Genomic DNA, 25,151 nt, shown 5'->3' with positions numbered 1-25,151 from the left:
GATGCCTCGCCGATCTCAAAACGATCAGTTTTTTAGGGCTTTAGCCCCAATACTTTTCAATCAAATAAGCTCACGCGAAGACGCGAAGGATTAAGCTCACCTACGCGAAAAACTTTGCGCCTTTGCGCCAAAATAGCCGCCTTATTTGCAAGCTATTGGCTTTAGCCCTCTAGCACTCAGGCGAGCAACTTGATCGCACCAGGCATGACCTCGATATGCACAGCCGAGGCATCAGTCGCGACGACCTCGCCATCGGTCGCAACGGGGAAAGGCCGTGACGAGGCAATGCTCAGTGAACGCGCCTGGGCCGTCGTCACCACCCGCAGGCTGACATGGGTTCCCTCGATTAGCTTGGGGTAATAGCGGATCACCTGGTCAAACCGCAGGCTCTGCACGGCGCACAGGTCAAGCAGGCCATCGTCAATGACGCCCGACGGGGTCATCAAAAAACCGCCGCCTTGAAACCGCCCATTGCCAATCGTCGCAAAATAGAGTTTGCGGCGGAATTCTTTGCCATCGTAGCGAACCGACATCACGCCAGGGCGATAGGTCGCGAGGGCGCGCATCGAGGCGACGATATAGGCCCCAATGCCACTCAGCCAGGTAATTTTGGGCACCTCAACGGCAACCTGGGCGTCAATGCCAGCCCCGAAGCCATTGATAAAGACCCGGTGCAACTCCTGGTTGCCTGCTTCTACCACAATCTGCCCAAGATCAACCGGTCGTGTCACCCCCGCTGTGATCCGCTGCACCGAACTATTGAGGTCGCCATCGTTAAAACCCGCCAGAGCCTTGACAAAATCGCTGCCGGTACCGAGAGGAATAATGCCCAGCGTCGCATCGCCAAGGTCACGCTGGCGGCTGCCAATGATGCCATTGACGACCTCGTTGATCGTGCCATCGCCACCCACCGCCACCAGGCAATCAAAGCCCCGGTCGATCGCCTGGAAGGCAAGCTCAGTTGCCCCACCACGACTATGAGTCGCGACCAGGGTATAAGGAAGATCGGCCCGGCGCAAGGCAGCCTCAAGCTCGGCCCTTCGTTGACCGGCCACCCCGCGTCCGGCGGCTGGATTGAGGATGACGCAGATCTTCATCAGATCTTGACTCCTAGCGCATCAGCAACGGTAAAGATGTCTTTGTCACCTCGTCCCGACATATTGATCAAGATAATCTGATCGCGGTGCATCGTTGGCGCGAGTTTCAGCGCCTCGGCGACGGCGTGCGCACTTTCGAGCGCTGGAATAATGCCCTCGAGGCGGGAACAAGTCTCAAAGGCATCAAGGGCCTCTTCATCGTCAGCCGAGGTATAGGTTGCGCGCCCGGTATCGTGCAACCAGGCATGTTCAGGCCCCACGCTGGCATAATCAAGCCCCGCCGAGACGGAATGGGTCAAGGCGATCTGGCCGGCCTCGTCTTGCAACACATACGAGTAGGTTCCTTGCAACACGCCGGGACTGGCCGCGAGGAAGCGTGCGGCATGATCGCCAAGCACTGTTCCCCGGCCACCGGCCTCGACGCCGCGCAACGCCACCTCGCGATCATCACGGAAGGCATCAAAAATGCCAATCGCATTCGAGCCACCCCCAACACACGCAATGATCACATCGGGCAACCGCCCGACGGTTGCGAGCATCTGGGCCCGGGCCTCACGCCCAATGACACTTTGGAAATCGCGCACCATCGTTGGGTAAGGATGTGGGCCCAGCGCTGACCCGAGTAGGTAGTAGCTATCGGGATTGGTTACCCAATCGCGCATCGCTTCGTTAATCGCATCTTTCAATGTACGCGAACCACTCGCGACCCCGCGTACCTCGGCCCCCAGCAAGCGCATCCGAAAGACATTCGGACTCTGGCGGGCCATATCTTCGGTACCCATATAGACTACGCATTCGAGGCCGAGCAGCGCACAGACAGTCGCCGTCGCGACCCCGTGCTGGCCCGCGCCTGTTTCGGCAATAATGCGCCGCTTGCCCATCCGACGGGCCAGCAGGCCCTGCCCAAGGGCGTTATTGATCTTGTGGGCACCCGTATGCGCCAGATCTTCACGTTTGACATAGATGCGGGCCCCCCCACACTGCTCGGTCAGGCGTGCCGCAAAGGTCAACGGCGTTGGTCGCCCCGTATAGGTGCGCTGCAGGTGATCAAGCTCTTCCCAGAACGTCGGGTCGGCAGCGGCTTCTTGATAGGCTGCCTCTAGGCTTGTCACTGCCGGCATCAACGTCTCGGGCACATACCGCCCACCATAAGGGCCAAAACGCCCTGTGCCAATGCTTTCGGCTGAGCCTGGGATCATAGCAGTTACACTCTCTCTCAAGGTAAAGTAGGGGGTGGCGCAAGAGGTGGTTGCCTCTGGCAACCACCTCTTGTACCCCTACGTTTCAACAAAACGCGGACAAGGCTTACTTCTGGATCAGACCTTCGTCCTTGTTTTTCTCACCCTCTTCAAGCAGCATGATGGGAATGCCATCTTCAACCGGGTAGCGGAAGCCGTTGCGCCGGTTCACGAGCCATTCTTTGCCACTGCTATCAGTGATCAGTTCAACCGGCCCTTTGTCGCCTGGATCAGCAAGAATGCTGAGCAATTCAGGACTAATGACCCGCCGACTCCCTTCACCAGGCAGCGAAGTTGCCTGTGGAACATCAAATGCGCTATCTTCGCGATACTGGCGAATAGCTCGGAAGATCACAATGCCAAGCCCCACAAATGCGACAAGACCAAGGAGACGTAGCCAACCTTTCATTGATTCCTCCTCATATATAGACGGCACAAACCTGTACTGAAGTACGAACTACGACCGTAGCACGAACATACTCCCCCCAATTATACCCCAAGAGTGCTACTTTGGAACATCTTTTTATGGGCGTACCGTCCGCCCACGTACCGGCGTCACCTCCTCATGCCACGGATGGGCGATGCGATCAGCATCGTCCCACACAAGCAGGCGCCCCACCGGACGTGATCCCTGGGGGTAGGTTACTTCGAGGAAGGGAAAGCGCTGCTCTTGACGTCGCATCGTCGTAATATCGAGAATAATCTCGATCCAACTGCCAGTGTTTACATAAAATTGACCAAGGCCAAGGGGCACGATGCGGGCAAGATGCGTATGACCACAAACAAAGAGCGTGTCATGCTGATGTGCGGGGCGACGGGCGATTTCAAGCATGGCGCGGGTTGACTGATCGCTGAAGGTGCGTTGTTCGCGGGCAATCTGGCGCGTTGCTTCACTCTGCAGTTGCATCAGTACTTCAGCAGAAGGGTTGACCGCCCCCGCTACATTGCTAACCTGGCGCGCCACTTCGCGCCGACGTGCCACCCGCCCACGGCGGAACCGTACCACTGCCGCCCAGAGCCGATGCAGGATCGGGAGGTCTGGCATGGCTTCTGGCAGGCTTTCAACACCGACTGGCGACAACTGATGTGAGGCCGGCCAGGCGACAACCTGGAGAAACCCGGTCACTCCACGCGCCAAAAAACGTCGGGACGCCTGGTTCCGCAGCCGCGGTAGGGCAAGCAGATACCAGAAGAGTGCAGACGAGGGCTTGATATTGTCAATCAAATGGGCAAATGGAAGAGGATCATCTTCCAGATCGTTGATGACTTCTTTGACGAGTTGACTCCCACGGATCATTTCAAATGGTTCACTGACACCATTAAAGTGAACAAAGCGGTTCCACGGGTCAAACTGGTTGCCATGCACAATATAGACACCACCGCCATGATAGTGGAGCCCGAAACGCAACCGTCGATCATCAATCTTGACCCCCAGCGCCTCACAGAGGCACTGCCGGGCACTCGGAAAGTGCAACTCGAAGTCGTGGTTCCCTACGAGAATGGTGAGGCAATGGCGCGGCTGTGCAATGAAGCGTGCCAGGGCCTCAATCGCCGGGCGATGCGCCTCAAGAATAGCCTCCATGCGCTGGCGAGCGGCACTATCGCTATACTCGTCATCCCGCAGATCGGGCAGACGTACCTGCAGAAACTCGAAGGTGTCTCCGGCCAAAATAAGATCCGTTGGTTCATCACTTTTGACATACTGATCAACAAAACGCACAAAGCTCGCATCAGTTTGAAAATCATCAAGCAGATCTCCTCCTCCCATATGGAGATCGCTCAGCACAATGCGGCGCTGATGCGCCTGGATCAGGGCCGGATCAAATTGGCCGGTGGTATATCCCGTGGGACGGAGAATAATGCGCCGGAAGTGCATCACCAGACGGCGCAAGAGCAAGATGACAACCGCAAGCCCCAGCACCAGCGCTTTGAGCCGTAGGAGAAGACGAAGCAATGAGAACTTACTAGGAGGCACGTGCTGCTGCAATGAAAGCCTCGATCTTTGCGCTATCTTTTCCACCATCGGTCTCAACGCCACTGCTCACGTCGACCCCATATGGTTGCACTGCAGCAATCGCCGCCGCGACATTCCCTGGTGTCAGCCCGCCCGCCAGAAGCACCGGTACTCGTGCGGCCAGTTCACGCGCTTGACTCCAATCGGCCAGGGCGCCGGTACCACCATAATGACCGGGAACATGGGCATCAATCAGCAGGGTTACACTGCCTCCTTCCGCTTCACGCTCGGCCAGTTCCAGCCAGGCTGTTTCGTCAACTGAACCGTCAAGGCGCACCGTTTTGATGATCGGGCGCTTGATCGCTGTGGCATCGCTGACGGGCTCGGTACCACTGAGTTGCACCAGATCCAGATCCAGGTGCTCGGCAGCCTCTTGAATGAAGGCAGGTGTGCGATTGACAAAGAGGCCAACCAGGCGTGGGTAAGGGGGCGGGCCTGCGCGAAGTGCAGCCACAAGGTGCGCGGCCTCGGCTATGCTTACCTGGCGGCGACTCGGCGCAAACACAAGCCCGAGCATATCAGCACCTGCCAGCGCGGCTACACGCATATGCTCTTGCGTACGTAAGCCACAAATTTTGATCAGCATAGGCAACGTCGGGGTACCCTCCCGCAAGTCTCCCACCTTCTGCGAAAATGCCCCCAGAGCACTGATGAGCTTTGGGGGCACTTTTCCGCACCATCGTACGGGTCATTTCTACTCTGCGGCGAGAGGGGCTTCCTCTTTGAGCACGTAGTAGATACGTTTGCCACGGCCACTCCGTTCAAGGATGCCATTATTGATGGCTTGCTTGACCATGGTTCGGAGTTGCTCATTGGTGCGTACAAGGTTGTGTTCTTTGCGCCAGCCACGTAGTGTATCGAAGATTTGCTGGAATGAGGTCGGCTTCGCAAAACTCGCCATCATCTGCCGAAAGACGTCCCACTCTTCATCGGTAAACAAGATTGGCTCAAACGCTTCTTGTTCACCCTCAGGGGCGTCTTCCGTCTCGTCAACCTCGGTGGATGCAGGCTTTCGTCCTTCGGCAACCTCCTCGGGGTGGGCCTCGGCAACCTCCTCGGGGTGCGTGGCAACCGCCACCGCATCATGCGCATACCCAGCGTCCCCCTCGGCGAGTTCAGCTACGGGCGTGGCTTCGCTCGGGTGAACCTCTTCAAGATCAGTTGCCTGGCGGGCCTGATCCTCAGCGGCAACCGCGTGAGCCACAGCTTCCCAGGCCTCTTCGTGAGGAACCTGCGGTTCAGACGCCATCGCTTCCCAGTCAACCTCGGCTGGGGCGAGCAACTGGGCGGCAAGCGCACTGGCTGCTGCTTCCCAGGCTGCATCATCAGAACCAGCGCTGTCGAACGCCAGGAAATCTCGTGACTCAGCGGCCACGGGTGGTTCAGCGGAGGGAAGGTCGCGCAGATCAGCACCCATCAGTTCATCGGGGGCGTGCTCTTCAAAGAAAGCAACGACTTCAGCCGCCTCTTCCAGTTGATCAAGCGCGAGCAGTTCATCATCATCAACTGGGGTTGCATAGTCAGGATTATCAAAATTGAGCGCACTTTCAGCGGCCAGCAGTGGATTGACCCCCTCGGTTGATGGATGGGTCACATTCTGCGGGCGGCGGGAACGGCGGCGGCGACGGCGGCTACTTGATGCAGGTGGCTCGGGTTCAGGTGGCTCGATCGGGAGCGGTTCGCTGCGGCCATTCAAGTTTAGTGAAGGATCAATGACCGGCTCAAGCGGTAATTCATCGGTCAGCGCAGCGGCAAACTGCGAGAGTTTGTAGGGGTCTTCGCCGGGAAGAAAGACCTCATTAACCGTCCCACTCGTAAAGATCTGCACTTTGCCACGCTTTTCGGCATCAACGACAAAGTCTTTGAACTTGGCAAAGGGGCGATTATTCACATCGCGGTAGCGGCTCTCTTTGAAGTCACCGCCCATCAACTCTTTCATCACCAGTTTGATCGAGCCAAGGGTCGAGACATAGCCACGCTTGCGGACGAGATGGATTGCTTCAACCAGTACGGCATAGATATCAACTTCAGCCACCACTGGGACTGGGACTGGAGGTGGTGGGACTGGGGTTGCCACTGGTTCGGGAGCCACCGGTTCACGGCTCCGCTCACGGGGTGCTGGCTCGAAGGTGGCGGCATCAAGACCACGGTTGATCTCCGTCGCCCGATTGGCAATCGCGGTTGCCATCACTGAACCACCGGTCTGACGGCCTACCAGTTGCTCATAAAAGACAAACTCATCGGCACTCTGCGCGAGGTGGGTGCTGGCCGCACCGCCAATGCCAATGATATAGACCTCTTTGCCTTGCTGCCGAATACTATTGACCAGCGGGATAAAATCACGATCCCCAGTGACAAGGACAAACTTGCTGATATTCGTATTGACAAACAGGGTCTTCATAGCATCGATACAAAGATTCATATCAACGCTATTCTTAATTGCCCGCCCTGTGCGGCCCATATCCTTATCGTAATAGTAGGTAGCCACATAGATAGGCTCTATCGCATTGGCATAGAGCGCACTAGTGACCCGTGGATAGCGATACCAATCGGCGTATGCCCGTGAAATAACCACACGTCCGAGGTCGCTACAACGATCCATTATCGCTTCGAAATTGGGATTCGCATTTAACTTATCACGGACACTGACATAGACGTTTTCGAAGTCGATAAAGACCGCGACATCAGGTCGCCTCTGCTCATACATTGGTTACTAACTTACTCCTGTTGTGTGGGTGAGGTGAGGTGCGGAGAGAGATACTTCGGGGCCAGCACGAGGCAACGTTTCTGGTTATCTGGTAGAGCGAGAGTTGGCTACCACCATGATGTGCATGTGATTGAGGGAGCATGCCAGGCGACGACTATCGTAGTCAGGGGCAGTCTTTAACTGCCAGTCTTCGCACAAGCGGATCACGACACAACCAAACCAGGCCAGGGGCACAGCACCGGGAAAATTCTCGTGAGCGACCTCATCATACTATTCTGCAACTGCATCCATGCATGAGTAGCTGATTGCCATTGCCTGGTCAAGATCGAGACTACTCTCTGCGCTTGTTACTATAGCATTGGAATACCTTCTCTGCAAGATGTGATTCGGGCTTTTAGAGGCGGAAAACGGTACCATAGGCCCACAAATTGCTGCGCAGGTTCTCGTATGAGAGCCTGCCACGGGCATAGGCCAACCAGGCAAGCAGGGTCAAGCGGAGCATGCCGAGGCGTACGAGGTTTCGCTGGGCATGCAAAGACTGCGGCGAACGGTGCTGTGCGGTGAATTGGAGGCGACTCTGCCAGAGTGCGACAAACATGCGCGGGCGTACCTGGCTAGTCGCCGCGCCACCGACATGCGTAACAGTGGCAGCGGGAACCTGCCAGATCGCCCAACCTGCTGCTTTGATCCGCCAGCACCATTCGATCTCTTCGCTATACATAAAATAGCGTTGATCAAGTGTCCCCACCGTGGCAACTACTTCGCGGCGCACGAGCATACACGCCCCGAGCGGATGATCAATGGCAAAGGGTGTCGTCCCCGTTTCGTGAGCATAGCGGCCATGCCACCATGACCCATAGAGGCGGCCTGGCAAGACTTCGCCGGGAGGGAAGAGATCGAGCAAGGTCATCACCAGCGTCGGGAAACGAAACGCTGCCGGTTGGAGGGTGCCATCGGGATTCAAGAGGCGTGGCCCAACCAGGCCAACGCGAGGATGGGCCTGTAGGAAAGCCACGAGCGTCTCGATGGCCCCGGGATGCACAACCGTATCGGGGTTGAGCAAGAGACAGAAGGGTGGCGTACCAGTCACGGCGGCAAGGCCACGATTGGTTGCGCTTGCAAAGCCCAGGTTGCGGTCGAGGGCCAGTAGCCGCACCTCGGGAAATTCGGTGCGTACCATCGCTGGGCTGCCATCGTGCGAGTCATTGTCAACGACAATCACTTCGAGGACCAGCTGGCATGCACGCAACGAGGCCAGACACGTGCGCAACAACGTGACCGTATTGAAGCTGATAATGATGACGGAACAGACGTGCATAACAGGCTCGATTGTAGCGCGGAATCTCTACGGGTGCAAATTGAGGGTATAATAGCCTCTTGGAGGAATACCTATGTTGCATTTTGTCATTGATCTCGCCTTGCGTGCCGGGGCACTCTTGCGCGCCGGGTTGAGCTCGGAACGTCGTATTGAAGCGAAAGGACGGGCCAACCTCGTCACTGATATTGACCAGGCCAGTGAAGCCTTGATTGTTGGGGCGCTCAAGCAACGTTTTCCTGACCATACCCTGATCGCCGAAGAGGGCAGCGGGCACGAAGGGCCGAGCGACTATGTCTGGCTGATCGATCCGCTCGACGGCACCATGAACTATTTGCATGGCAATCCAACCTTCAGTGTCTCACTAGCCGTTCTGTATCAGGGGCGTTTGCAGATCGGGGTTGTCTATGACCCGTGCCGCGATGAGCTCTTTGCAGCCGAACGTCGCAAGGGTGCCTATTGCAATGGGCGGCTTTTGCGCGTCTCACAGGTCGATGCGCTCTATGATGCCCTCTTGACCACCGGCTTTCCCTACGACCGCTTCACCCAACCCGACAATAATCTGCGCGAACACAATCATATGTTGCTCAAAGCGCAGGAGATCCGCCGCCCAGGTTCAGCGGCCCTGGATCTCTGTTATGTTGCCGCAGGGCGTACCGATGCTCACTGGGAATTGGGCTTGAGTCCGTGGGATGTTGCCGCAGGGGCTTTGCTGATTGAAGAAGCCGGTGGTATGATCACAGATTGGCAGGGGCAACCGTGGCACCCCGCTGAGGAACGGATGGTGGCCTCGAATGGTAAAATTCACGCCGAACTGATCCAGGAATTGGCTGCCGCACGTGCCGCAGGCTGAGACCTTTTCTAGTTGAGGTTTGTATGGCCTACTATGTTCGGGAACCGCTCAAAGGCATGCCAGCCCTGAGTGTGCGGCGTCCAACCATCAATGAATTTTTTCTTTCGAGCTATACCCTCAGTATTTATAACGGGTGCGAGTTTGGCTGTCCGTATTGTGATAGCTGGGTCTACAGTGAACGACCCTTGAATGAAACCATTCGGGTGCCGGTTGATCTTGCCGAACACCTGACCGCCGAACTTGCTGGCGTTGACCAGGGCGACCTGATTGCGATCACCGCGTTGAGCGACCCGTACCAACCTGCCGAGCAGACCTACCGTTTGACCCGTCAGACGTTGCAGATCTTGGCTGATCAGCAACGCCCGACCCTGGTGATGACCAAGAGTCCGTTGATCCTCGAAGATCTCGCGCTGCTGCAGCGGATCAACGAACAGAGCCTTGCGCTCGTTGTGACGACCCTGCTGACGGTTGATCAGCACATGGCGTCACGGCTCGAAGGCAAAGCCCCCGCGCCGGCGGTGCGTCTCGATATGCTGGCCGAACTCAAGCGGGCAGGCATCCCGGTGGGGGTGGCGTTTGTTCCGATCATGCCCTATGTCAACGATACCAACAGCAACATTCGCAGCGTTTTACGGGCAGCGGCTGATGCCGGGGTTGACTTTGTGATCTGGGACTATCTGCACCTTGCCAATGAACGACACCGGGTGCGCATCAACGAGATCCTGGCCCGGCTCGGTTCATACCCGGTGAGTTACTACCGCGATATCTACGGCGATCAGGCTATTGTCAACCCACGCTACCGTCATGATCGTGATACCGTTGTTATGGATCGCTGCAACGGGCTCGGGCTTGAGGCGCGGGTACCGCAGCATATCTTTGCGGGCAAACTAGCCCCGCACAACGAGGCTGCCTTGCTCTTGAAGCATGCGGCTTTTCGTGATCGGGTGGGTGGACGTGACCAGATGGCCGAGCTCCACCGGCAGCTCGCCGACCAGGTCTACACCAAACAGGTGGTTGCAGATGACCTGAGGCGCAGCCCACTTGCGAACGAGGTGCGCAGACTCATCGCCTCTCGGTAGGGGGTGAAGCACCCGCACTGCAGCGGGCTTTGCCTCTCCTACGGTTTACTCTGGGCCTGGAGGCGGGCCAAGAGGTGGCGGCGGTGGTCACGTAGCCGATTTTTGTAGTCGGGTGTGTGAATTGAATCGGTGGACATAATCAGTGCATCTTCGCCATTATCGGTGTAGTAGCGTCGACGACTTCCAACGACCTGAAAGCCATACTTGAGGTAGAGTTGTTGGGCGGTATGATTACTTACCCGTACTTCAAGGGTAAGCATCTGTGCCGACAACTCATAGGCGTGGTCAATCAAGGTCGTGAGCATCAGTTCACCGATGCCGCGACCACGATGGATCGGATCGACCGCGATGGCTGTCACATGGGCTTCTTCGAGGGTCACCCAGAGCCCCCCGTAGCCAACGATAGGGTTGGTGACCTGAGGGGTCAACTGAGCGGGCATACCCAGCAAAAGCGTGCTGACAAGCTGGCTGAAGATACCTGTCCGCTGTGCATTGGGTACCCCGCCATGCTTGCTAAGCGACGTAGGGGGAGCGCCGCTCGCCTTAGCAACGACATAGCGGCAACTCTGGGTATTGCGAATTTCGCGGCGATACGTATTGGCCGACCAGGATGTCGTAAAACTTTGCTGTTCAATGGCCTGAACGTAGGGCACATCATCCTCGACCATTGGCTCAATAAAATAGTACATCTGGCCGGCACAAATTCCTATTGTGGCAAAGCCACGGCTGACTCAACAAAAAAGACACTCTCGTAGGCCCCATCACGTCCAAAGCCACCACCGGTCTGGAAGCGACCGGTCACCTCAACGAGACCCCAGACAAAGCTATTATTGGGTCCAACATTCAGATTGGCCGACTGATCAGGCGGAAAGCCCTCCATCCAAATAGGCGCACCAAGCGGTTGCGGCCCGGCCCCACCTTCCTCGGTACTCACACCTTCAGCGAGCACATAGATGACCGAATTCCAGAAATAATACCCACGGGTCGTAATCGTCTGCTCGTGGTACTGTTGCGGATTGCGCTGAAGTTCAAAAAAACTGACCTTACCCTCACCGAGGGGTTGATCTTCAATCCGATGTTCGACGCGACGAATGCGTTCAATTGGTTCCGCCGAGGTGATCGTCAGTTGATGTTGAAACTGCCCATTGGGGCCAAAGCTACCGCCCGAGTCAAAGCGACCGCGCACGCGCACAAAGCCATAGACCGCATCACCGGGGCGATGGAGGTGTTCAGTTACCTCGGCAGGGAAGCCCTCAACCCAGATCGCCTCACCGAGTGGTTCGGCATCGAGGCCATTGTCAAGGGTACTGACACCGAGGGCCAGCACCGAAATGGTCGGATCGCCGGGGCGCCAGAGGTAGGCCCCATCAACGGTAATTTCTTGCCCACTGAACTCTTGTGGACTACTGGTGATCTGCTGGACATAGAGTGCTGAACCGGCAAGGGGACTCGTAGAGGTACACGTTGCCAGCATCAGCAAGAGCAGCAAACAAAGAGCAACGAGCGACGTGGCCCGCCATGGTCGCAAAAACATCGAAACAGCCTCCTCAGCTTGTCAGGTAGATTCCCGACAAATCGGGCGCATAGGTGTCATCTAGCACAGGATAGTGCAACGAAAGAGAGCCAAAACAACTGCTGGCAGCAGGGCCTCAGCCTCACTTGGATTATAGCAGAAGCGGCGCAGCGGGGCAACCGGGGGCCAATTAGGGGAATTTCCCTTCAGATCGCAAGGAAATTCTTGACATCAGGAGTCTAGATCAGTATTATGAGCATACTTATGGCAGCGTAAATCCATAACCTTCAATTTTCGCACAGCGTGGCTTCATCGTGGGTTGCCTCGTATCGTGCACATTAACAACCGCATAGGAGGCTATTGTGATCGAGCTATACTGGGCTGCGCTGGCCCTGGTAGGGGGTATAGCCGCTGGTCTGGGCATAGGGATCGCGTGGACGAATTATGGAGCCAACGCCCTGGTTCAGCGCAAAGCGGCTGAGTCTCGCCTCCTCCTCGAAGAGGCGCGTTCCCAGCAGAAAGAACTTTTACTTCAGGCCAAAGACGAAGCGCTGCGAGTGCGCAATGACGCGGAAGCAGAACTGCGCGAGTCTCGGCAAAGCCTGCAAAAACAGGAAGAGCGCATTCAGCGCAAGGAGGAAAACCTCGACCGAAAACTGGAAAGCTTTGAACGTCGTGAGCGGCAACTTCAGGTACGTGAACGACAGACCGAGCAATTGCACCAGGAGGCAGAGCGTCTCAAGCACGAGCAAGTGCAAGAGCTTGAGCGGATCTCGCAACTGACGCGTGACGGGGCGCGCGAGATCATTCTGGCGCAGGTTGAGCAAGTTACCCGTGATGATGCAGCGCGGCTCATTCGTGAAATTGAGCAACAGGCCAAAGAAGAAGCCGAAAAGACGGCACGGAAAGTTATCGGACTGGCTGTGCAGCGCTGTGCAAGTGACTATGTGGCAGAAATAACGGTTTCTACGGTGAACTTGCCGGGCGAAGAGTTGAAAGGGCGCATTATTGGTCGTGAAGGCCGCAATATTCGTGCCTTTGAGCAGTTCACTGGTGTAGATATTATTGTCGATGATACCCCCGAGGCCGTGACGCTGTCGTGCCATGATCCGGTACGGCGTGAAGTTGCGCGGGTTGCCTTGACCCGCTTGTTGAAAGATGGACGCATCCATCCGTCACGCATCGAAGAGGTTGTGCAGAAGACCCAGGTTGAGATTGAACATATTATGCGTGAGGAGGGTGAACGAGTTGCGTATGAAGCGAATGTACAGGGCTTGCATCCCGATTTAATCAAGTTGCTCGGGCGACTGAAATATCGCACAAGCTATGGGCAAAATGTCCTCCAACATTCGCTTGAATGCTCACTGCTGGCAGCGCATATGGCTGCTGAGTTGGGGGCGAATATTACGGTCGCCAAGACTGCGGCCCTGTTGCATGATATTGGCAAAGCGGTCGACCACGAAGTCCAGGGACCGCATGCGCTCATCGGGGCAGATATTGCACGCCGGCTGGGTCGTTCACCCAGCATTATCCACGCCATTGCGGCTCATCATTACGATGAAGAGCCAACGACTATCGAGGCCTTTCTGGTCATTGCCGCTGATGCGATCTCGGGCGGGCGACCCGGGGCACGCCGTGAAACGCTTGATCTCTATATCAAGCGCCTGGAAGCCTTGGAAACCGTGGCAACATCGTTTCCGGGGGTGCAACGGGCCTTTGCCGTGCAGGCTGGGCGTGAAGTTCGCGTTCTTGTTCAGCCTGACCAGATTGATGATCTTGCTAGCATCCACCTGGCCCGGGATGTCGCCAAAAAGATCGAAGAGAGTCTGCAGTATCCGGGCCAGATCAAGGTGACGATCATTCGCGAGACTCGTGCAGTTGATTATGCACGGTAGCATGGTACAATCTGAGTACCGCATGTTCTGTAGACAGCATCGTAACCGGAAGGAGGACTGGGCACTATGAGCCTTGGGATGCCGTCTGATGACCTGCCGATCGAATCATTAACAACCGACCCTCAGGAGGACAGAATGACTAATGCTCAGTCATTACCCATTGCGCGCGCTGTTGGAGCCAGTTCACCATCTACGGGTGAGGTCCAGCGTTCCGCCGAAGTCTTAAAGGTGTCTACTCGTTCACGACCAAGTGCCGTCGCCGGGGCAATTGCCGGTGTGATCCGCGAGAGCGGGATGGCTGAAGTTCAGTCGATTGGGGCCGGGGCTACGAATCAAGCGATCAAGGCCGTGGCAATTGCTCGCAGCTATCTGAATGAAGAGGGCATTGATATCATCTGTATCCCTTCGTTTATTGACGTTGCGATTGACGATGAAGAACGTACTGCTATCCGTTTGCTTATTGAGCGTCGTTAGCCTTCTGTGCGGCCAGGGATAAGAGGTTGCTTTGCATGCGCCGGTGACTCGGGACAGAACTATTAAGCCTGTACCTGGGGCACCGGCGTGTGTTGTGTCACGGTCAGCGCCGCACTACATATACACTCTGCGTTGAGCCGGGTAAAGGTTGTTGCGTTTTATGGAAGAGATTACGTCTTTTTTGACCAGTTATCCACCTTTTGATCAATTGCCTCCTCAAGCCGTCGCACGATCCGCACGGGGGATGCAGATTGAGTATTTTACCGCTGGTCAGACAATTCTTGAATTCGGCGGTGCTCCGGCGAAGTTTTTATATGTTGTGCGCAAAGGTGGCGTTGATCTGTTGCGCGAAACTGGGAGCGAGATTGAGATTTTTGATACGCTTGGTCCCGGTGAGGCTTTTGGGTACCCGTCGTTGATCCGCGATCAAGCTCCGGCGGTGACGGTACGCGCCCATACCGAGACCCTGGCCTATCTGCTCCCCTCTGAACTGTTTCATCGCCTTCGTGAGGAAAATCCGGCCTTTCATCGCTTTTTTGCGGCCGTCGCTTTTGATCGGCTCGGCTTCGCGCTGAAGGTGCGCCAGGATCGAGCCGATCCGGCCCTCTTTCAGACGCGCCTCGGCGATCTCGTGCGACGTTCGCTGATGGTGATTTCACCCGACGCGACGGTCCGTGAAGCAGCTCAATTGATGAGCAAAGAGGGTATTTCCTGTCTCCTGGTTGATCTCCCGCCCATTGGGGTGCTTGATCATAATACGGGTATTATTACTGATCGTGATTTGCGAAATCGCGTACTTGCCGCCGGTCTCCCGGCTGATACGCTGGTACGTGAGGTGATGACGGCTCCGGCGCTTTCGTTGTCAGCCGACAGCCTGGCCTTCGAGGGGCTGTTGTTGATGCTCGAACGGGGGATCCATCACCTGCCTATAAGCGAGCAGGGGGTTGTGGTTGGGATGGTGACCAACACCGATATCCTGCGCCGCCAGAGTCGCAGCCCCGTCTTTTTGCCCCGCCAGGTTGATCGGGCGACCGGGCTTGATGAACTGCGCAACTATACGGATCAGGTGGCAATGACCGTCAGTGGCTTGCTTGATGCGGGAGCACGGGTTGCCGATATCGGGCGGGTGGTCGCTGTGGCGCATGATGCCTTGCATCGCCGTCTCTTGCGTGATATCGAAATGGAGCTTGGGTCGCCGCCTGCACCGTATGCATGGATCGTGCTGGGCAGTGAGGGTCGCCTTGAGCAGACGCTGCGCACCGATCAGGATAATGCGCTGATCTATGCTGATGATGCACCCCCCGGGGCACCAGCCTATTTTCGTACGCTTGCCCATATGATGGTCGAGCGCCTGGTGGCGTGTGGCTTTCCGCGCTGTCCCGGCGATGTGATGGCGACCAATCCGCAGTGGTGTCAACCGCTTGCTTCCTGGCAGGCGATGTTCCGGCGCTGGATCGATGTCCCCGAAGAAGAGGCACTGCTGCGTAGTTCGATCTTTTTTGATTACCGTCAATTGTACGGCGATCTGGATGCCGAGGCGGGGTTGCGTCCGGTGATCGCACGTACTCAGGGCAATACGATCTTCCTGGCCCGCCTGGCCCGGGCAGCCCTGCGTGCGACACCACCGCTGACCTTCTTCCGTTCGGTGGCCCTTGACGACGAACGCATTGATCTCAAGACACGCGGTACGGCCATGGTCGTCGATCTGGCCCGGCTCTTTGCCCTCGAAGCAGGTCGCTCAGAAACGGGTACGCTTTCCAGGCTCCAGGCCTCGTGGCCAACCGCGAGCGTGAGCCAGCCGGCTGCCGAAGGGCTTGCCGATGCCTTTGAATTGTTGAGTCTGTTGCGGTTGCGTCATCAGCAGCACCAGGTTGCCCGTGGTGAGGAACCAACAAATCTGGTCGTCTTTCCGCAGTTGAGTCCACTTGAACGCCGTGAATTGAAAGAGTCACTGCAGATTATTGCCCGGATCCAACGTTCCGTGGCAATGACCTATCAGACGGGACGCTTGGGCTAGGGTTGGGTAGAACTAGAAGTGACAGGTTGTTTGTGGTCGGTGGAGCGTTGAGACATTACCGCAGACGAAGTTTTTTTCTTTGGAAGGGCAGTGCCCTCCACACCTCCTCTCAGCAGGGGTAAATGGGTCTCCAGAGTAAGCGTAGATACCCATTTACCCCTGCTTACGCAACGACTGCGGGGCATAGAGGCCATCAAACCGGGGGGGAATATGGTATTTTTACGGAACTGGGATCTCTTCCGCAAACGCGAACGACCAGCTGTTTTACAGGCGTATGAAGCAGGGCCATGGCCTGATCCTCGTTCGCACTGGCGCGATGCGAGTTATGTGGTGCTTGATGTCGAGACGAGTGGTCTCGATCCGCGACATGATGTCTTGTTGGCGATTGGTCTGGTTGGCATTGAAGGGGGCCGTATTCGCCTCGATACGTGCTGGCGCACGTTGGTTCGCCCGCCTGAAGGCTTTCTCGTTGATGCCAGTTCGATTCGGATTCATAACCTGACACGTGCGGAAGTGGCCGAGGCGCCGACATTTGACGCCGTGTTGCCCTCCCTGATCGATCATCTGGCCCGGCGCATCTTGGTGGTGCATGTGTCTCAGGTTGATGTTGGTTTTTTGAATCGAGCTTTGCGCACGAATTATGGAGGACGGTTGGCCGGGCCGATCATTGATACGGCGCGTCTGGCCATGCGGATCCATGATCGGGCGCAGATTCTCGGCGAAATTGCCCACGAGCAACCTGCCCCCACAATTCAGTTGCGTGCGCTTGCTACCAGTATGGGCTTGCCGGTATACGGTGAGCACGATGCGTTGAATGATGCCCTGACGACGGCGCAACTCTTTCTTGCCCAGGCGATGCGCCTTGATCCCAAGGGTAATCTTTCCATTAAGAGTCTGCTGCGCAGCGGTGGGGTGTAGGCGCTAGCCTAGCGCAAGCACACCATTGGGCGCATAGGGCACCAGTGATTGCAAGCCAGGGTCAGTCAGGTTGAGCCGTACAGGTTGTGGCGAGAGTAGCATGGGCAAGCCGAGGGCGCGCACCCATGCTTCGTCGTTCACGGCTTCAGGCGGGCGTGCGCCTGCCCGATCAGTGATGAAGGCGAGCTCGCAGCGGTCAAAGGGTAACCCACGCCGCACCAGGTCACCGGTTGCTAGCCCAAGGATAACGACCTCAGCCGATGGATCGGCTAGCAAGCGACGGGCTTCGTCAAAGGTGGCCGCAGCATGGCTCACTACCTGTTGGGCCATAGACTGATATGCATTGACCAGGTGGCTCACGGTTGCGGCGCGTTGTTCTTCGCCGGTGACCGCGATCACCGTCACGACACCAAGGTCATCCCAGGGTACCGGGGGCGGATTTCCCCCAGATCCAGCCAACTGTTCGGGATCAATGCTCCAGCCCTTTGCGCCATAGCCGATCTGTAGGGAGCCATCCTCGCGCATAAAGGTTGGCAAGCCGCGCTGGTACGCTTCGGCCATCAACTGGAGGATCGCCACAGGGAGTGCTTCGCGCCGTCGCCGGGCTTGCAAGGTGTAGAGGGGGGCGTTGCGATCCCACTGCTCATCCCCCAGCGCTTCGTGGTTCATGCCGGTGACGACATACGCGCAGAGTGCGGCACCAATGCCGGGCATGGCGGTATCAAAAGTTGCTGTCATCAGCACCCCCCCGGCGTTGGCTTCGGCAGTGACGTCGAGATTGGCAAGCACCAGGCCAATAAACTGCGCCGCATCTTTGATGGCGGCACGCATGCGGTTGCCGCAATGTTGATCCGAGCGCACCAGCAGCATCACCCCGGGTGAGGGCGAAAGAATGTTGGGGCCATCGTAGGCCACGAGTTGAATGATTTCAATTGGTGAAGTCATAGCAGTATGGTATCATTTTTTCGCGTTCCTGGAAAACCGGAGCCAGCATGAACGACTATGCCGTGTTGCACGAGCCATACGCAGCGCTTGTACGGGTGGCTTTGCGCCAGGCCAGCCCTGAGGGGGCCGTCGTTGCCCTTGATCTTGCTGCTGGTGATGGGCATAAAACGACGTGGCTTGCGTCTGTTGCTCAACCCGGTGCGTGGGTGCTGGCGCTTGATCATGATCGCACACAGATCGCGTGTCGCAAGAGTTCAGGTGTGGCCTACCTCGTTGCCGATGCTCACCATCTTCCGCTTGGCACGGCGCAGGTTGATCTGATCTGGTGTATCGCGGCGCTCCACCTCTTTGCTGATCGCGCAGGTGTGTTGGACGAGATCCAGCGTACGCTGCGACCTAGAGGAACGGTTGTCCTTGCGGTGGCCGGCGACTACTGGATCCGGCGGCGTACCTGGCCTGCCGGATCGGTGCCGAGCGCGATGCAGCCGCCAGAACCGGCTGATGATCTGGGAGGCACGCTGCGGCGTACCGTAGAAGAGAGGGGCTTTGCTGATGTGCGGATCGCGGCCTATCTGCTTGAGGCAGCGGATCAGGCCATAGAGGTTGCCTGGATGCCGCTGGTGGATGCCGCCACCGTTCAGTTGAAGACCGTGTCAGGGGCAACCGGGGTACCTGGCTTGCCGGTCAACATTGGTGAACCGGAAATAGCCGCCGTCTTGCTGATCGTCTCGGGGCGCAAGCGCGCTGGGTAAGGAGAGAGAGGAGCGTATGGCAGAGCATACAAACGAAGCAGGGATTGTCTGGTACGAAGGGCTTGGCTTTGACATCGGGGCGCGGGTCGAGATTACCGACAGCCGCGAGATCCCGATCAGCGGTGTCACGACGGGAAGTGTGGTTGGGTTTGATGCGAGTGGCCCACGGCCAGGCGAGGATTTCATTCGGGTGCTGGTGCAACCAGATGGGCCAACGCCAATGATTATCGCTCTGCCCCCGTCAACACTGAGCCCAGAGTCCGGCGGTGATCTGGTCGGCCTTGCGCGCACTGTCCTCACCGGGCTCGAACAATCCATGCGCCCCGAACAGTTCACGACCCTGCTGACTTGGTTGACGGGTGAGCAAGCACGGGCTATGGCCCAGGATCCTACGATTCGGCTGCAGCGCATCCGCAGTGGGAATGTTTTTATTCCGGGGCTCGTCTTGCCCGAGGTCGTTGTGTTGGCCGCAGAGCGTCTGGGGACGCGGTTTTAACGCAGAGGCGCAGAGGCGCAGAGGTCGTGAACGTGTACGTTTCCTCTGCGCCTCTCTGCCTCCCCGTCTCTGCGTTAAAAAACGGGCGCAGAGGCGCTGAGCGGTTGGCACGCTTTAGTCGCGAGCCTTGACGCTGGACAGTGAATCGGTTAGGCTGTCTATAAAGGAATAAGGAGGTAGTCAGACCGATTTATGAGTATAGTGACGCTTAGCTTATTTGCGATAGGCTTTATTTTATTGTTAGCCGGTGCAGAACTGTTAGTACGGGGGGCATCACATATTGCCGCTGTCTTTGGAATTTCGCCCCTGGTGATCGGGTTGACGGTGGTCTCGTTTGGCACGAGTGCGCCGGAATTGGCGGTGAGCTTTCGGTCATCAATGGATGGGCAGTCGGCTATTGCGCTGGGCAATGTGGTTGGTAGCAATATCTTCAATGTGCTCTTCATTCTCGGCGTTTCGGCGATCATTGTGCCGCTGGCAGTTGATCGTCAGTTGATCCGGCTTGATGTTCCACTGATGATCGGCATATCGCTGCTGATTTTTGTGATGGCGTTTGATCGACATATCGGGCGCATTGATGGGTTGATCCTGGTGAGTTCTCTGGTGGCCTATTTAAGCTTTTTGATCTATCAGAGTCGCTGCGATCATGAAGCAGAGGAAAAGCGTAAGGCACTTGAACACCACGTCCTGCCTGAGAAGCCACGGCAACTGGTGCTGCATATCTTCTTTGCCGTTGCCGGTCTGGGGTTGCTTGCGCTTGGGGCGCAGTGGCTGGTCGATGGGGCCGTGGCAATTGCGCGCTTTTTCGGGTTGAGCGAGTTGATCATCGGGTTGACGATCATTGCGGTTGGCACCTCACTGCCCGAGGTTGCGGCCTCGCTTGTGGCTGCTCTGCGGGGTCAACGCGATATTGCGGTGGGCAATGTGATTGGCAGCAATATCTTCAATATTCTCGCCATCCTGGGTTTGACCGGCTTGCTGATGCCCAATGGGGTAGATATTCCTGTTCAGGCATTGCGTTTTGATCTTCCGGTCATGCTTCTGGTGGCGCTCGCCTGCCTGCCGATTCTCTTTACTGGTTATACCGTTTCGCGTGGCGAAGGGGTGCTCTTGTTTGGCTATTATCTGGCCTATACAGGGTTTTTGATTTTGAATGCGATGCAGCACAACATTCTGGCCCTCTTTAGCTCGGTGCTGGGTTTTATTATTGTGCCCATCACGCTCGTTGGCATGCTGGTGTTTTTTGTCCGGGCGCTACGACGCCAGGGTTCTCCGTGGATGTTACAGCGGTGAATGATGCTACAGCTAACCCTTGATCACCCCCATACGCCGCTGGCATGCGCCCGCATTTTGACAATCAGCGCGCGTGCGCCGCAACGCGGGCTCGCACTGGCGCAAAGAGCCTGGCACGTCGCGGTTGATGGTACACCCGAAGAGCAGGCCCACGCGGCGATGACGCTTGGGATTGCGTTGCTGCGCTGCGATCAGATCCACGCGGCGCTGGCGATGCTGGAGGTTGCCCGCGAAGGCTGTGCGACGCTCGGGTTATCTATCGCGGGACTCTATGTCCAGCGCGCACGGATTCAGGCGCTGCGGATGCTTGAACAGATCGCCGATCCGCTGGCCGCCCTCCGTGAACTGGTTCAGGCGTTTGCCGAGGCTGGTCTGCATGATGAAGTGCTCCGCACGCGCATGGAGGAGGTTGCGCTGCTGAATCTGCGCGGGCGCCAGCATGAGGCGTTGGCCCTGGCTGAGGAGCTCCAGCCGACCCTCGAGGAGATAGGCACCCTGGCTGATCATGCCCGCCTTGCGCGTTCGTGCGGGATCGCGCTCTCAAATATCAGTCGGCTCGATGACGCTCTTGATGCCTTTGCGCGGGCACGGGCCTGGTTTGAGGCGTTCGGGTACGGGTTTGATGTGGCGATTACGCGGGCTGAGGCGACGATGATTGCGTTGCGTCGTGAAGATATGGCCGGATGCATTGATGAGTTGTATGCCTTGACCAGGATCTTTGCCCGCTACGGCAGTGAGCAGAACATCGGATATTGCGAAAAGCGGATTGGCATCGCGGCCAATGGTCTGGGCCGTTATGATGAGGGCATTGCCGCTTTTAGTCAGGCGCGCGCCCGTTTTCATGCCCTTGGGCGGGCGTCGCATGTTGCGGAATGCGACCTGAATCTTGGCAATAGTGCCTATTACAGTGGCCTTTTTGAGCTTGCCCTTGCCTCGTATCGGCGTGCCGAAGCAAGCTTCGAACGTCTCGGCTTGCGGCCCCTCGGGATCTTGAGTAGACGCAATCAGGCCCTGGCTCTGCGGCTGCTGCAACGTCCGCACGAGAGCCTGGCGTTGCTTGAGCCAGTGGCCGAGCAATTACAGCAACTGGGCAACCGGCTTGAGTATGGCGAGGTGTTGCAAGCGCAAGCCTACGCCCTTGATGATCTGGGATCCAGCGAGGCGGCACTGGAGCGGTTTCGGCAAGCCGAAACGATCGTGCGCCGCGAAGGCAATCTGCCCTCGGCTGCCGAGAGCATGATCGAACAGGGCTGGATCCAGTTGCGCGCCGGTGATGTCGCCATTGCCCGTGAACTCTTTGAGGCAGCCTTGCCTCATCTTGAGAGTCGGCTGAACCATCGTTGGCGGGCGCTCTATGGGTTTGGTCGTTGCGTCGAGGCCATGGGCGATCGTGCGGGCGCTCTGAGCCACTATCGCGCAGCCGTTCGCCTCATTGCCGACCTGCGGCGGCGTCTGGCGAGCGAGCACGCATCGAGTGGCATCTTTCAGATGGCAATGGATCTCTTCAACGCTGCATTGCGCCTTGCCCAAGAGCTCGATGATCCGCAGGCCGTGCTTGAACTGGCCGACTCGCAGCGGGCGCTGGCCTTGCGGCGCCAGATGAATAGTTCGCAGGTATGGGTGCCGCAGGAATTTCAGGGTGAACTGGTGAGCAATAGTGCCACGCTCCGCGAGGCTCTTAACCAGAAGATGACCGGAGCCGCACTTGATGCCGCATTGGATGGCTATGTTGACCTCTTGTTGCGGGCACGTCACCAGGTACCCCTGCCCCAACCACCCGAAGTGACGCCGGATCTTGATGAGCTACGTGCGGCGTGGTCGGTGGCGTATCCGGAAGGATGGATGGCGCTCTTTTACCTTGAGGTTGCAAGTGGGCTGCTTGCCGTCGTTGTGACGATTGATCGACTCGCCCTTTACCCGATTGCGGATGACCAGACCTTGCGGCAGGCGCTTCAACGGGCGACGCAACCAGCGCGTCGCATGACGACGTATGGAGGTCTTGGCGATCCAGCGACATGCTGGACTACCCTGGAGACGTTGGGTGAGCGCTTGATCCCTCGCGAGGTCTGGAGCGCGCTGGAACCAGCGCAACGCCTGTTGATCGTCCCCGCCGGGATGCTCCATGCGATCCCGTGGGCCACTTTGCGCATGGAGGGCCGCTGGTTGGTCGAATGTGCGACGATCCAGATCCTGCCGGCGCTTGGCACCTGGTCAACGCTCTACCGACGGCAGGCAGCGCAGCGTGCTGGCTTGCTGGTAGGCGTCAGTGAGTTTGGCGAGCGTGCCAAAGCGTTGCCGGGAGTGGGGTTGACGCTCGATCTGGTGGCCGAGCGCTGGCAAGGCCCGACCGAGCGCTGGGAGAACGAGGCGGCCACCCGCGAACACCTGTTGCGTGCCGCCGCCGCGGGCACATTGCGACAGTTTGGCCTGATCCACTTTGCCATGCACGGACAGGTCTATGCGAGCAAAGGCTTGCTGGCGCATCTCAAGTTATGGGACGCCGATTTGCAGGCAGACGAGGCGATGCGGCTGCAACTGGATGGGGCGCTGGTGGTGCTTTCGGCGTGTGAAACCATGGTGAGCGAAGTCTTGCCCGGCGAAGAAGTCTTGAACCTGGGACGCGCCTTTCTGGCGAGCGGCGCACGTGACGTCATTGCGAGCCTCTGGCAACTCTACGATCGAGCGTTGCCTGAGATGTTACCGCCGCTCTACGACCGTCTCAGCCAGGGTACCGATGCCCCGGCGGCGCTGGCGGCGAGTCAGCGTACCCTGATCCAACGTGCCCGTACCATTGCTGATGATGATCCTGAGGCCATCCTCGTTTCACCGCTTGTCTGGGGGAGCCTGACCGCCATGGGCGGGGGGTAGGGGTTTACGGTTCGATCGGCCAACAACGCTTGCCGATCGAACCGTAAACTTATGGTATACTATCAGGCAGTGTGTTCGTTTTTGGGCAGAAGCTCGTAGGTTCAGGTGAAGGAGTCAGAACGTTATGACGTTCAAGAGTGGACGTGGATCTTCGGGGGGGCGTGTGCGGGGTCGTCGCCGCGAGTGTGAGTTTACCAAGCTTGGCATTGATCCCGATTACAAAGATATCAAGCGGTTGCAGAAGTATATTACGGCTCAGGGCAAAATCCTGCCCCGGCGCCGCACGGGTGTGACGGCCAAGATGCAGCGCCGTTTGTCGGTTGCGATCAAGCGGGCGCGCCATCTGGCGCTGTTGCCTGCTGCACCGCAGCACACACGCGCATAGCGTACCTTGTGGGTTGGGCAGCAAAAAAGCCAGCATTGCTGGCTTTTTTGCTGCCCAAAGCAAGTCTGAACGTTAGACCAGGATCTCCAGGGCTGCCAGGCGTTCGCGGAGCAAGGTTTCGGCGTTGAGCAGGCGGATACGTGCGATCAAGTAGGCATGATCGAGGGTCTGGCGGCGGATAATGCCGACAACATCTTCGTAGTCGTGTTTGCCTTCGGCGGCACCACGATTGAGCAGCAGTTTGTGCGCAATAATGTCTTCAGGGCTGGCAACGGGGACCTGGGCACCCAGCAGGGGCATCTGCCGCACGTGTTGCTGCATCGGTTGGTCGAGTTGGAGCGGATGGATTTGCCCGTCCTGGCGCACCGTCAGATCATCAACGAGCTTGATGCCGCGCCAGAGGATGCGCTGACCATCGAATTGCACGGCTTTGCCTTCAGCTTTGAGCAAGGCGATGACGGTGGGCAACTTGCCACGGGCGACCAGCAGATCGACATCCTGAATAGGCCGCCGTGGGCCATACAGATAGGCCGCCGCACCGCCAAAGACAGCCCACGGCATCCCGTTGCTTGTGAGGAGCCGTTGGACAACAGCGAGATTCCCGGCAATGAGTGACATAGCAGACTCCCTGGGTTCCTACGCATTACTGCTGCCTTTAGGATAGCACACGGGCATTACCGTAACAGGCCAAACCACTCTTCCCGGGTCAGGAGCATCTCGTAGAATTCGACCAGGGTCTCAAAGCGGTTCCGGCGAAAAAAGACCGTCAGGTCGGCGTATTGTGGTTCGGCGAGCAGGCGGAGGGCCGGGTCATTGCCGGCACTGCGCCATTCACTGTCGATATACTGAAAGCCGAGGCGGTCGTAACAGCGTACGGCGCGACGATTGAAGGCCGCGACATCGAGCGAAAGTTGCTTGAAGCCGAGCGGACCAAAGTAGTGGTCAAGAAAGAGTTCGAGCGCCTCGGTGCCGAAACCCTGACTCACATAGGGTTGGGCGATCGAGATACCGAGGCGCGACCCTGCGCCTGCGGGTTCGATGTCACGCAGCGAAATGCGCCCGATCATATGGCGATGGCGGTCATCAATGGCCCACACATACCGCTGCACACTCTGCCCGTTGAGCAGATCAAAGCCGTTGGAACTTGGAATATTCCAGAGCGAATGAAAAGGTTCAGTATAACGGGGCCAAAGTTCCTGGGCCAGGGTGTCACCACGCTGCCAGGGGCGCAGCATAACCCGTTTGCCGTGGATGACGCGCGATCCTCGTTCCTCTCTCATCACCTTCCCTCA

Annotated in this window: 23 protein-coding genes; 11 read left to right on the top strand and 12 right to left on the bottom strand. The window is 57.6% G+C overall.

The window, feature by feature from the left end; genetic code table 11:
* Nucleotides 1–176: 176 nt before the first annotated feature.
* The 7 genes from EKD05_RS11720 to EKD05_RS11690 all read right to left on the bottom strand — a co-directional run bounded on the left by EKD05_RS11720 (nt 177) and on the right by EKD05_RS11690 (nt 8,374).
* On the bottom strand, nt 177–1,097 hold the full coding sequence (locus tag EKD05_RS11720; protein WP_129672875.1) for a diacylglycerol kinase family protein: 921 nt from the start codon (nt 1,095–1,097) through the stop codon (nt 177–179).
* Complete coding sequence (trpB, locus tag EKD05_RS11715) at nt 1,097–2,296, bottom strand: tryptophan synthase subunit beta (RefSeq protein WP_129672873.1); 1,200 nt, start codon at nt 2,294–2,296, stop codon at nt 1,097–1,099. Before trpB ends, EKD05_RS11720 begins: the two co-directional genes overlap by 1 nt.
* Nucleotides 2,297–2,402: 106 nt before the next feature.
* Entirely contained in the window at nt 2,403–2,744 is a 342-nt protein-coding gene (locus tag EKD05_RS26705; RefSeq protein ID WP_129672871.1) for a Trm112 family protein, read from the bottom strand.
* Nucleotides 2,745–2,858: 114 nt separating this feature from the next.
* Nucleotides 2,859–4,289, bottom strand: a complete 1,431-nt coding sequence (locus tag EKD05_RS11705) for a metallophosphoesterase (protein WP_205703924.1) — start codon at nt 4,287–4,289, stop codon at nt 2,859–2,861.
* 10 nt (nt 4,290–4,299) lie between these two features.
* Entirely contained in the window at nt 4,300–4,896 is a 597-nt protein-coding gene (locus tag EKD05_RS11700; RefSeq protein WP_240695751.1) for a phosphoribosylanthranilate isomerase, read from the bottom strand.
* Between the two features lie 147 nt (nt 4,897–5,043).
* Nucleotides 5,044–7,056 carry an NYN domain-containing protein gene (locus EKD05_RS11695; protein ID WP_129672867.1) on the bottom strand — a complete coding sequence of 671 codons (2,013 nt, stop codon included), beginning with the start codon at nt 7,054–7,056 and terminating at the stop codon, nt 5,044–5,046.
* Between the two features lie 394 nt (nt 7,057–7,450).
* A complete protein-coding gene (locus EKD05_RS11690) occupies nt 7,451–8,374 on the bottom strand; it encodes a glycosyltransferase family 2 protein (RefSeq protein WP_129672865.1) in 924 nt (307 codons plus the stop codon).
* A 73-nt stretch (nt 8,375–8,447) separates the two neighbouring features.
* Here EKD05_RS11690 and EKD05_RS11685 point away from each other — a divergent pair, with 73 nt between their 5' ends.
* Nucleotides 8,448–9,224 (top strand): inositol monophosphatase family protein, encoded by a 777-nt coding sequence (locus EKD05_RS11685; RefSeq protein WP_129672863.1) that lies wholly within the window; start codon nt 8,448–8,450, stop codon nt 9,222–9,224.
* A gap of 23 nt (nt 9,225–9,247) precedes the next feature.
* Nucleotides 9,248–10,303, top strand: coding sequence for a radical SAM protein (locus EKD05_RS11680; protein WP_129672861.1), 1,056 nt, complete (start codon nt 9,248–9,250; stop codon nt 10,301–10,303).
* 38 nt (nt 10,304–10,341) lie between these two features.
* Here EKD05_RS11680 and rimI read toward each other — a convergent pair whose 3' ends face one another.
* A complete protein-coding gene (rimI, locus tag EKD05_RS11675; protein ID WP_129672859.1) occupies nt 10,342–10,992 on the bottom strand; it encodes a ribosomal protein S18-alanine N-acetyltransferase in 651 nt (216 codons plus the stop codon).
* 17 nt (nt 10,993–11,009) lie between these two features.
* Nucleotides 11,010–11,837: a hypothetical protein gene (locus EKD05_RS11670; protein WP_129672857.1), complete on the bottom strand. Its 828-nt coding sequence runs from the start codon at nt 11,835–11,837 to the stop codon at nt 11,010–11,012.
* 341 nt (nt 11,838–12,178) lie between these two features.
* Between EKD05_RS11670 and rny the strand changes: the two genes are divergently transcribed.
* From rny to EKD05_RS11650, 4 genes are all read left to right on the top strand, one after another.
* Nucleotides 12,179–13,711 carry a ribonuclease Y gene (gene rny, locus EKD05_RS11665; protein ID WP_129672855.1) on the top strand — a complete coding sequence of 511 codons (1,533 nt, stop codon included), beginning with the start codon at nt 12,179–12,181 and terminating at the stop codon, nt 13,709–13,711.
* 135 nt (nt 13,712–13,846) lie between these two features.
* Entirely contained in the window at nt 13,847–14,185 is a 339-nt protein-coding gene (locus EKD05_RS11660) for a stage V sporulation protein S (protein WP_165360701.1), read from the top strand.
* Nucleotides 14,186–14,345: 160 nt separating this feature from the next.
* A complete protein-coding gene (locus EKD05_RS11655) occupies nt 14,346–16,202 on the top strand; it encodes a DUF294 nucleotidyltransferase-like domain-containing protein (protein WP_129672851.1) in 1,857 nt (618 codons plus the stop codon).
* A 210-nt stretch (nt 16,203–16,412) separates the two neighbouring features.
* Complete coding sequence (locus tag EKD05_RS11650) at nt 16,413–17,120, top strand: exonuclease domain-containing protein (protein ID WP_129672849.1); 708 nt, start codon at nt 16,413–16,415, stop codon at nt 17,118–17,120.
* A gap of 3 nt (nt 17,121–17,123) precedes the next feature.
* On the opposite strand, the gene EKD05_RS11645 is transcribed toward EKD05_RS11650, so the two are convergent.
* Nucleotides 17,124–18,065, bottom strand: coding sequence for a DUF4938 domain-containing protein (locus EKD05_RS11645; protein WP_129672847.1), 942 nt, complete (start codon nt 18,063–18,065; stop codon nt 17,124–17,126).
* A gap of 47 nt (nt 18,066–18,112) precedes the next feature.
* Between EKD05_RS11645 and EKD05_RS11640 the strand changes: the two genes are divergently transcribed.
* The 5 genes from EKD05_RS11640 (at nt 18,113) to rpsR (ending at nt 23,859) form a co-directional block, all read left to right on the top strand.
* Nucleotides 18,113–18,817 carry a class I SAM-dependent methyltransferase gene (locus EKD05_RS11640; protein ID WP_129672845.1) on the top strand — a complete coding sequence of 235 codons (705 nt, stop codon included), beginning with the start codon at nt 18,113–18,115 and terminating at the stop codon, nt 18,815–18,817.
* A 16-nt stretch (nt 18,818–18,833) separates the two neighbouring features.
* Nucleotides 18,834–19,313 (top strand): hypothetical protein, encoded by a 480-nt coding sequence (locus EKD05_RS11635; protein WP_129672843.1) that lies wholly within the window; start codon nt 18,834–18,836, stop codon nt 19,311–19,313.
* Nucleotides 19,314–19,505: 192 nt separating this feature from the next.
* Entirely contained in the window at nt 19,506–20,606 is a 1,101-nt protein-coding gene (locus EKD05_RS11630; RefSeq protein WP_129672841.1) for a calcium/sodium antiporter, read from the top strand.
* On the top strand, nt 20,607–23,474 hold the full coding sequence (locus tag EKD05_RS11625) for a CHAT domain-containing protein (RefSeq protein ID WP_129672839.1): 2,868 nt from the start codon (nt 20,607–20,609) through the stop codon (nt 23,472–23,474).
* Nucleotides 23,475–23,598: 124 nt separating this feature from the next.
* Entirely contained in the window at nt 23,599–23,859 is a 261-nt protein-coding gene (gene rpsR, locus EKD05_RS11620) for a 30S ribosomal protein S18 (protein ID WP_097654429.1), read from the top strand.
* 72 nt (nt 23,860–23,931) lie between these two features.
* On the opposite strand, the gene EKD05_RS11615 is transcribed toward rpsR, so the two are convergent.
* Both EKD05_RS11615 and EKD05_RS11610 read right to left on the bottom strand, forming a co-directional pair.
* The gene (locus EKD05_RS11615) at nt 23,932–24,477 is read right to left on the bottom strand and encodes a nucleotidyltransferase family protein (protein ID WP_129672837.1); all 546 of its coding nucleotides are present in this window, start codon (nt 24,475–24,477) and stop codon (nt 23,932–23,934) included.
* 56 nt (nt 24,478–24,533) lie between these two features.
* The gene (locus tag EKD05_RS11610; RefSeq protein ID WP_129672834.1) at nt 24,534–25,139 is read right to left on the bottom strand and encodes a GNAT family N-acetyltransferase; all 606 of its coding nucleotides are present in this window, start codon (nt 25,137–25,139) and stop codon (nt 24,534–24,536) included.
* Nucleotides 25,140–25,151 lie beyond the last annotated feature (12 nt).

The organism is Candidatus Chloroploca sp. Khr17, assembly GCF_004138165.1.
Lineage (GTDB): Bacteria > Chloroflexota > Chloroflexia > Chloroflexales > Chloroflexaceae > Chloroploca.
This window is presented reverse-complemented; position numbering and strand designations above follow the sequence as displayed.

What these genes read in the sequence shown, in the direction of transcription:
- EKD05_RS11720 (WP_129672875.1), bottom strand. Translation starts at nt 1,097, where the DNA reads ATGAAGATCTGCGTCATCCTCAATCCAGCCGCCGGACGCGGGGTGGCC.
- trpB (WP_129672873.1), bottom strand. Translation starts at nt 2,296, where the DNA reads ATGATCCCAGGCTCAGCCGAAAGCATTGGCACAGGGCGTTTTGGCCCT.
- EKD05_RS26705 (WP_129672871.1), bottom strand. Translation starts at nt 2,744, where the DNA reads ATGAAAGGTTGGCTACGTCTCCTTGGTCTTGTCGCATTTGTGGGGCTT.
- EKD05_RS11700 (WP_240695751.1), bottom strand. Translation starts at nt 4,896, where the DNA reads ATGCGTGTAGCCGCGCTGGCAGGTGCTGATATGCTCGGGCTTGTGTTT.
- EKD05_RS11695 (WP_129672867.1), bottom strand. Translation starts at nt 7,056, where the DNA reads ATGTATGAGCAGAGGCGACCTGATGTCGCGGTCTTTATCGACTTCGAA.
- EKD05_RS11690 (WP_129672865.1), bottom strand. Translation starts at nt 8,374, where the DNA reads ATGCACGTCTGTTCCGTCATCATTATCAGCTTCAATACGGTCACGTTG.
- EKD05_RS11685 (WP_129672863.1), top strand. Translation starts at nt 8,448, where the DNA reads ATGTTGCATTTTGTCATTGATCTCGCCTTGCGTGCCGGGGCACTCTTG.
- EKD05_RS11680 (WP_129672861.1), top strand. Translation starts at nt 9,248, where the DNA reads ATGGCCTACTATGTTCGGGAACCGCTCAAAGGCATGCCAGCCCTGAGT.
- rimI (WP_129672859.1), bottom strand. Translation starts at nt 10,992, where the DNA reads ATGTACTATTTTATTGAGCCAATGGTCGAGGATGATGTGCCCTACGTT.
- EKD05_RS11670 (WP_129672857.1), bottom strand. Translation starts at nt 11,837, where the DNA reads ATGTTTTTGCGACCATGGCGGGCCACGTCGCTCGTTGCTCTTTGTTTG.
- EKD05_RS11660 (WP_165360701.1), top strand. Translation starts at nt 13,847, where the DNA reads ATGACTAATGCTCAGTCATTACCCATTGCGCGCGCTGTTGGAGCCAGT.
- EKD05_RS11655 (WP_129672851.1), top strand. Translation starts at nt 14,346, where the DNA reads ATGGAAGAGATTACGTCTTTTTTGACCAGTTATCCACCTTTTGATCAA.
- EKD05_RS11650 (WP_129672849.1), top strand. Translation starts at nt 16,413, where the DNA reads ATGGTATTTTTACGGAACTGGGATCTCTTCCGCAAACGCGAACGACCA.
- EKD05_RS11645 (WP_129672847.1), bottom strand. Translation starts at nt 18,065, where the DNA reads ATGACTTCACCAATTGAAATCATTCAACTCGTGGCCTACGATGGCCCC.
- EKD05_RS11640 (WP_129672845.1), top strand. Translation starts at nt 18,113, where the DNA reads ATGAACGACTATGCCGTGTTGCACGAGCCATACGCAGCGCTTGTACGG.
- EKD05_RS11635 (WP_129672843.1), top strand. Translation starts at nt 18,834, where the DNA reads ATGGCAGAGCATACAAACGAAGCAGGGATTGTCTGGTACGAAGGGCTT.
- EKD05_RS11630 (WP_129672841.1), top strand. Translation starts at nt 19,506, where the DNA reads ATGAGTATAGTGACGCTTAGCTTATTTGCGATAGGCTTTATTTTATTG.
- EKD05_RS11625 (WP_129672839.1), top strand. Translation starts at nt 20,607, where the DNA reads ATGATGCTACAGCTAACCCTTGATCACCCCCATACGCCGCTGGCATGC.
- rpsR (WP_097654429.1), top strand. Translation starts at nt 23,599, where the DNA reads ATGACGTTCAAGAGTGGACGTGGATCTTCGGGGGGGCGTGTGCGGGGT.
- EKD05_RS11615 (WP_129672837.1), bottom strand. Translation starts at nt 24,477, where the DNA reads ATGTCACTCATTGCCGGGAATCTCGCTGTTGTCCAACGGCTCCTCACA.
- EKD05_RS11610 (WP_129672834.1), bottom strand. Translation starts at nt 25,139, where the DNA reads ATGAGAGAGGAACGAGGATCGCGCGTCATCCACGGCAAACGGGTTATG.